Here is a 6,961-nt window from a genome sequence, read left to right as displayed (position 1 = left end):
TCCCAAAATCCCCGAATTCCTCAATCCGAGAATCCCTAAATCCCTCAATCCGAGAATCCACAAATCACGCATGCTGGGCCTGGATGGCGGTGATGGCCACGGTGTTCAAAATGTCGGCCACTGTGCATCCCCGGGAAAGGTCGTTGACCGGTTTGTTCAGGCCCTGCAGCACCGGGCCGATGGCCACGGCGTTGGCTGCGCGCTGGACCGCCTTGTAGGTGTTGTTGCCGGTATTGAGATCCGGAAATATGTATACGGTTGCCCTGCCGGCGACCTTGGAGTCGGGCATTTTGGCCCTGGCCACATCCGGGTCGTAGGCAGCATCGTACTGAATGGGGCCTTCCAGGAGCAGTTCAGGGGCCTTGGACCGGGCTATTTCCGTCGCCTGGCGCACTTTCTTGACATCCTCCCCGGCACCGGATTCTCCTGTAGAATAGGAAAGCATGGCCACCCTGGGTTCCACTCCGAACTGTACTGCCGTCTCGCTGGACGAGATAGCGATTTCCGCCAGCTGCTCTGCAGAGGGGTTGGGATTGACTGCACAGTCGCCAAATACCAATACCCTGTCCGGCAGGCACATGAAAAATACTGATGACACTAATGAGATACCCGGCTTGGTCCTGATGAACTGCAGGGCCGGGCGAATGGTCTGCTGGGTGGTGGTGATGGAGCCGGAGACCATGCCGTGGGCATGTTCTTTGTAGACCATCATGGTCCCGAAATAAGTAGGTTCGGACATGGTGTCCCTGGCCACTTCCGGGGTCACGCCCTTGGCCTTGCGCAGTTCCAGATAAGTATCTGCGTAGTCTTCAAACTCCTTGGAGGATGTAGGGTCCAACAGCAGGGCCTTTTCCAGGTGCAGCCCCATCTGGGAGGCCCTGGTGCGCATCCTGTCCGGCTCCCCCAGAATGGTCAGGTCCACGATGCCCCGGCGAAGAAGGATATCCGCGGCCTGCAGGACCCGGTCCGAAGAGCCTTCGGGCAGGACAATATGTTTCTTGTCCGCTTTGGCCTTTTCCAGGAGGCTGAATTCAAACATAATGGGGGTGACCCGGGTGGACCGCTTGGCTTCCAGGCGGCTGAGCAGTGCCTCGGTATCCACATGTTCTTCAAAGGAGCCAAGGGCAGTGGCCACCTTCTTTTCATCCTCGGGGTCGATGCGCCCGTAAAGCTCCGTAAGTATGCGGGCTACTTTGAATGTATGTCCTTCTACAGCCAGGATGGGCAGGGGCACTCCAGCCCAGCCTTCCAGCAGTCTGGTCATGGAGGCCGGCGGGTGCATACCGCCGGTGAGAACGATCCCGGCCACTTCCGGATACGCCCTGGACTGGCGGGTGGAAAAACAACCCAGCAGGATGTCCGAGCGATCTCCAGGAGTAATGACCAGAGAGTTCTGAGTGACATAATCCAGAAAGTTGTTCACCTGCATGGCCGCCACCAGGTAATCGTCCACCTGGACATCCAGAAAATCCTGGCCGCTTATTACTTCGCCTCCCAGCCACTTGTGCACGTCATGCATGGTGGGTCTGCCCAGAGACTCCACTTCGGGGATGAGAAAACTCAGGCAGTCGGCCTCGTCCCGGAACTTGCAGCGAAGCCCGGACAAAATTTCATACTTGTCCTCCACCCGGGAGCGGTTGATGATGGTGGCCAGTATGTCCACGCCTTTTTCTATAAAGCTGTCAATGGCCATCTGGGTCTGGGATACCACCTGCTTGGGGTTTTTTTTCTGGGCGTTGGTTATGAGTATTACTGGTGAGCCCAGGTTGGCGGCTATTTCGGCATTTATATCATATTCAAAGGCCGAATCCGTGCCGACGAAGTCCGTACCCTCGCACAGGACAAAATCACAGTTTTTTTCCAGGGCCTTGTACTTGGACATGATATTTTCCATGAGCACGTAGTGCTTGCCCTGGTTGATGAGGTCCCTGGCCTCTTCCAGGGTATATGCGTAAGCATCCTCATAAGACTGCTGCAGCTGAAACCTGGACAGGATGAGGTGGATGTCGTGGTCCACCTTGCCTTCCTGCAGAGTATTGATGATGGGTCTGAAAAAACCCACCTTGCGAATATTGCGCCTGAGCATCTGCATCAGGCCCAGACAGACGGCTGATTTGCCGCTTCTGGGTTCGGTGTTGATAACGAATAGATTTTTGGCCATCAAGCGCTCCTGGTATTTTTCTTCTGCTGTCAGCCGCCTGATACCCGGCGACTGACAGCAGTTTTACAATGATTCAGCGTAAAGTTCCAGCACGTGTTTTACAGGCATGGAGGCTTCTTCCTGGGAAAGCATGTCCGCAAGCTGCAGCATGCAGGCAGGGCATGCCGTGGCGGCCATCTCCGCTCCTGAGGCTTTGATGTTCCGGGCCTTTTCCTGCCCGATATCCTTAGAAAGCTGGTAATGCTTGATATTAAAGCTGCCTCCGGAACCGCAGCATGATGGCCCGCCGGGGATCTCAGCCGTTTTGTATGTGCCGCCGGCCTCCAGTACCGCCCTGGGTTGAGCGCTGACCTTGAGGCTGTTTCGCAGGTGACATGGATCGTGATAGGCCACCGGTGTTTTCCGGTTATCGGATGTCTCGGGCTTGACCCCCAGGACGTCCACCAGGAACTGGCTTACATCCAGGATGTTTTCGGTTATGACCCGGCCCAGGCTGCCCTTGTGGTATTCCGGCCAGAGCTTGCGCATGGTGGCTGTGCAGGTGGCGCAGGGAGTAATGAGGTAATCCCATTTTCCGGCGGAAAAGAGTTCCACGTTCTGTCGCACCATAGTGGAAAAGGCGTCAGACTCCCCGGAGGACAGGGCGGGAATGCCACAGCAGGCCTGGTTTTCGGGCATGTAAATCCCCACCTGATGGTGCTTGAGGATTTTTATTACTGCCTGGCCCACATCAGGAAAGACCTTGTCAGTGACACATCCAGGAAAAAAGGCAACTTTGATGCCCGAGGATCCGGCCGGAGTATCCAGGCTGGGGACCTGCCTGTGCAGAGGTTTGCCGGCCAGCTTTTTGAAGTGGCGGTCCCGGATAAGGGGTGCATTGAACCTGGCGCAGGAAGTCCCGATTATCTGGTCAGCATCCTTGCTGAAGACCCCTTGAAAGGCGGAACTCATGGAAATAAGGGCGTTCATGAGTTTGGGCCTGGTGAGAAGACGCCTGAAAATGAGCCTCTGGGTGGAAGAGAGTCCGAGATATCCGTTTAAGATAGCCCTGGCCTTGAGGAAGATATCCGTAACTTTGACTCCGGAAGGGCAGTTGGCCTCGCATGTACCGCACAAAAGGCAGCGGTTCAGATTATCCTGGACCTCTTTGGGGTCTTTGAGCATCTCCTGGGACAGCCCTGAAAGCAGAGCCAGCTTGCCCCGGGTTACGTCGGTTTCCTTGCCGGATTTTGTGAACACAGGACACTGGGCCTGGCACATGCCGCAGCGCATGCAGCGCGTGAGCAGGTCATCCAGTTCCTGAAGCATCCTGGATAGTTGTTTTATATCGGCCATATTTTCCTCCCGGGGTTAAGCGAGCAAAGGTCCAAGCATCTTGCCCGGATTCAGGATATCTTTGGGGTCCAATACGCTTTTCATGCGGCGGGAGTATTCAATGGCGGCCAGGCCGTGTTCCTGGTGCATGAACTTGGACTTGGCGATGCCTATGCCATGTTCCCCGGACAGGGTGCCACCAAGATCCAGGGCCACGTCAAAGATCTCGTCTATGGCCTTCTCCACTCTTTCCCATTCCTGGGTATCGCGCTTGTCAGTAAGAATGGTCGGGTGCAGGTTGCCGTCCCCGGCATGGCCGAAGGTGCCTATGGTCAGCTTGTATTCCCGGGCAATGCGTTTTAAGGCCTGCATCATGTCGGGTATCTTGGAACGTGGCACGGTGGCGTCCTCCAGGACGGTTGTGGGCTTGACCCTGGCCAGTGCCGGCAGAGCGTCGCGCCTGGCCTGCCAGACTGCATCGCGCTGCTTGGCGTCCTGGGCCACTGTGAATTGCCTGGCTCCGAGCTTGTTGCAGATTTCCTGGACCTGAGCCGCATCGTCCTCCACCTGGGCCGGGTGGCCATCCACCTCCAGCAGAAGCAGGGCAGCGGCCTCGGTATTAAGGCCGGCTCCGCGGAAGTTTTCCACAGTCTTGATGGTGAAGTTGTCCATGAACTCAAGAGTGGCCGGGACTATTTTGGCAGCGATAATGGCTGATACAGCCTGAGACGCTGCAGCAACATCGTCGAATTCGGCCATCATGGATTTGATAGCCTTTGGGGGCGGCACCAGTTTGAGGATCAATTTTTCAAAGACGCCCAGGGTGCCTTCGGAGGCTACCATGAGTCCGGCCAGGTTGTAGCCGGTGACGCACTTGACCGTTCTTGATCCTGACTTGACCAGTTCGCCGTTGACGTCGAAAAAGTCCACGCCCATGACGTAGTCTTTGGTTACCCCGTACTTGAGGGCTCTGAGGCCCCCGGCGTTTTCAGCCACGTTGCCCCCCAGGGTGGATACGGCCTGGGAACCGGGATCTGGGGGGTACAAAAGACCCTTGGAGGCCACCTGGGCCGCGAACTTGGCAGTGATCACTCCAGGTTCTACCACAGCGTACAGGTCTTCTTCGTTTATTTCCAGGATGTTATTTAAAGCGGTGGTCAGGCAGACAATGCCTCCGGGATGAGGAATAGTGCCCCCGGATAGGTTGGTGCCGGCACCGCGTACTGTCAGTTTCAGTTCGTTGTCGTTGCAGAGTTTCACCACCTGGCCCAGGGCTTCGGAAGATGTCGGCCGGACCACCATGGCCGGGCTGACCTGATCCAGCACGGCCGAGTCATAGGAATAGGCGTGCATCTCGGACTCGCTGGTCATGACGTTGTCCTGCCCCACCACCTTGGCGAATTCTTTTTGCAGGCTCTCGTTGGACATAAAATGCTCCTTGGTAAGATATCCTTTGTTGGCCCCTGGTGCAGATATTTTACTGCACCAGGGGCATTGTCAGCTTGTTGGTTCAGAGTTTAGTAAAGACCCGGGAAGAGCACGAAGCTCATGAGGGTTACCCACAGGCCGGTTATTACAGCGTAGACCATGAATGGCCAGAAGGTCTTTCTCAGGATGAGCCCTTCCTTGCCGGACAGGCCCACCACCGCGCACACAGCCACGATGTTGTGGATGCAGATCATATTGCCGAAACCGCCGCCCACGGCCTGGGCCGCTACGATGAGCTGGTGCGGCAGGTCAAGCTGAGAGGCCATGCCCCACTGGAACTCGGCAAAGAGCAGGTTGGAAACCGTGTTGGAGCCGGTTATAAAGCCTCCCAGACCGCCGATGAAGCCGGCGAAGAAGGGCCAGGTCTGCCCGGCGATGGCGGCTATGGACTCAGCCAGGGCCAGGGGCATGGAGGGATAAAGGTTGGGGTTCAATGCCTCGTTTTCCACGCCGGATCCTCTGAAGATATGCACCAGGGCCACGGCAAAGAAAAGGGCTATGGCCGGGTTCTTGATGCGCTTGATGGCGTCCACCCAGGCGGTTTTGACCTTGTCTGAACTCATCTGGTGGATGAAGATAGTCAAAATGGCCACCAGCACAAAGGGGATGGTTCCCGGCAGGTAGAGTATAGCAATGGAGTTGGCCACCTCTTCATAACCCAGGATGTTCTGGAAATCTATAGTGATACCGGCCAGGAAAGACTTGAAAGGCAGCCAGTCCAGGCGGGTGAGCACCAGGATAAAGCCGATAAGGATGTAGGGTGACCAGGCCTTGAACTGGCTCATGCGGACCTCAAACTTGCTGCCTTCGGCCACGCTGACAGTTCCTGTCCATTCAGGATCCCAGTCCTTCTGGGCGCCGAAGGTGAAAACGTCCTTGGGAACGGCAATGCCCTGCTTGGCTCCCCAGACCACGATGCCAAGACCGATGAGACCGCCTACGAGACTCGGAAATTCAGGTCCTAACAGCCAGGCCAGGAGCACATAGGGAATGGCAAAGGCAACAGAGGCAAAGATGCAGAACTTCCAGGCACCGAATCCATCAGACCAGGAGCGGTTGGGCCCGAAAAAGCGGGTGATGAATCCCAGCATGAAAATGGGCAGGATTATGGCCATGGGCAGGTGCATCAGAGATGACCACTGACCAACAACTATACCGAATGTTGTGGGATCGGAAAAGTTCAGGGTCTCTGCTCCGCTTTCCACCGCCCGGGTTACAAAGTCGTCAAGGGGTCCAAGCCCCAGGATAACGGGGGTGCCCACGGCTCCAAAGGTAACCGGGACGGAATTGAAGGTCAGACAGATGACCGCAGCTGCCAGGGCAGGAAAACCCAGGGCCAGAAGCAGCGGGGCAGCCAGGGCGGCTGGCGTGCCGAATCCGGCGGCGCCCTCGATAAAGGCTGCGAACAAAAACCCGATGATGATGGCCTGGACCCGCATGTCCGGTGATACATCCTGCATTCCGGCCTGGATGGTTTCCATGCCTCCCGAGTCTCGCAGGGTCATGAGAATGAGGATCGCTCCGAACACGATGATTAAAATTCCTATAGCGCCGATAATCCCTTCAATGGAAAGGGCGGCCACATAGCCCACCGGCAGCTGCCAGAAAATGATGCCGGCCAGGGCGGTTGCCAGCCAGGCAACCGGCATGGCCTTGGTGGCCGGCCAGCGCAGCCCGGCCATGAGAACCAGGGCGATAGCAATGGGTATCGCCGCTAAAAGGGCCAAAAATCCTACAGACATGGGTCAATACCTCCTTAAATGATTAAACATGTTCCTATATAAAAAAGCCCAACGCTTCTTGGCATTGACAGGTTATGAGCAGGTACTCGGCCTGATGAACGTATGCTGAAAAATCAATTCAATGTTTAGACCTGGGAAAGCATACAGCAGAATTCAGAACGCTACTACAAAAAATATGCCTGGATATCTTTTTAAAATTTTTTTTAATTATTTCAGAATGTTATGAGTCTTTCTCTTTCAGAAGTGCTCGGCAGGA

Annotated in this window: 4 protein-coding genes; all 4 read right to left on the bottom strand. The window is 56.0% G+C overall.

Annotated features, from left to right (window positions below; genetic code table 11):
- Window positions 1-64: 64 nt before the first annotated feature.
- Window positions 65-2,161, bottom strand: coding sequence for a phosphate acetyltransferase (pta, locus tag D5S03_RS03995; protein ID WP_287042754.1), 2,097 nt, complete (start codon window positions 2,159-2,161; stop codon window positions 65-67).
- A 63-nt stretch (window positions 2,162-2,224) separates the two neighbouring features.
- Window positions 2,225-3,496 carry a (Fe-S)-binding protein gene (locus D5S03_RS03990; RefSeq protein ID WP_008868638.1) on the bottom strand — a complete coding sequence of 424 codons (1,272 nt, stop codon included), beginning with the start codon at window positions 3,494-3,496 and terminating at the stop codon, window positions 2,225-2,227.
- Window positions 3,497-3,511: 15 nt separating this feature from the next.
- Window positions 3,512-4,903 carry an FAD-binding oxidoreductase gene (locus D5S03_RS03985; protein WP_008868637.1) on the bottom strand — a complete coding sequence of 464 codons (1,392 nt, stop codon included), beginning with the start codon at window positions 4,901-4,903 and terminating at the stop codon, window positions 3,512-3,514.
- Window positions 4,904-4,992: 89 nt separating this feature from the next.
- On the bottom strand, window positions 4,993-6,705 hold the full coding sequence (locus D5S03_RS03980; RefSeq protein WP_287042753.1) for an L-lactate permease: 1,713 nt from the start codon (window positions 6,703-6,705) through the stop codon (window positions 4,993-4,995).
- Window positions 6,706-6,961 lie beyond the last annotated feature (256 nt).

Source organism: Desulfonatronospira sp. MSAO_Bac3, assembly GCF_003838035.1.
GTDB classification, from domain to species: domain Bacteria; phylum Desulfobacterota; class Desulfovibrionia; order Desulfovibrionales; family Desulfonatronovibrionaceae; genus Desulfonatronospira; species Desulfonatronospira thiodismutans.
The sequence above is the reverse complement of the archived record's forward strand: the minus strand, read 5'-3'. Positions and strand labels throughout refer to the sequence as shown.

Excerpts from the sequence above, each read along its gene's own strand:
- pta (WP_287042754.1), bottom strand. The coding sequence starts at position 2,161 with ATGGCCAAAAATCTATTCGTTATCAACACCGAACCCAGAAGCGGCAAA.
- D5S03_RS03990 (WP_008868638.1), bottom strand. The coding sequence starts at position 3,496 with ATGGCCGATATAAAACAACTATCCAGGATGCTTCAGGAACTGGATGAC.
- D5S03_RS03985 (WP_008868637.1), bottom strand. The coding sequence starts at position 4,903 with ATGTCCAACGAGAGCCTGCAAAAAGAATTCGCCAAGGTGGTGGGGCAG.
- D5S03_RS03980 (WP_287042753.1), bottom strand. The coding sequence starts at position 6,705 with ATGTCTGTAGGATTTTTGGCCCTTTTAGCGGCGATACCCATTGCTATC.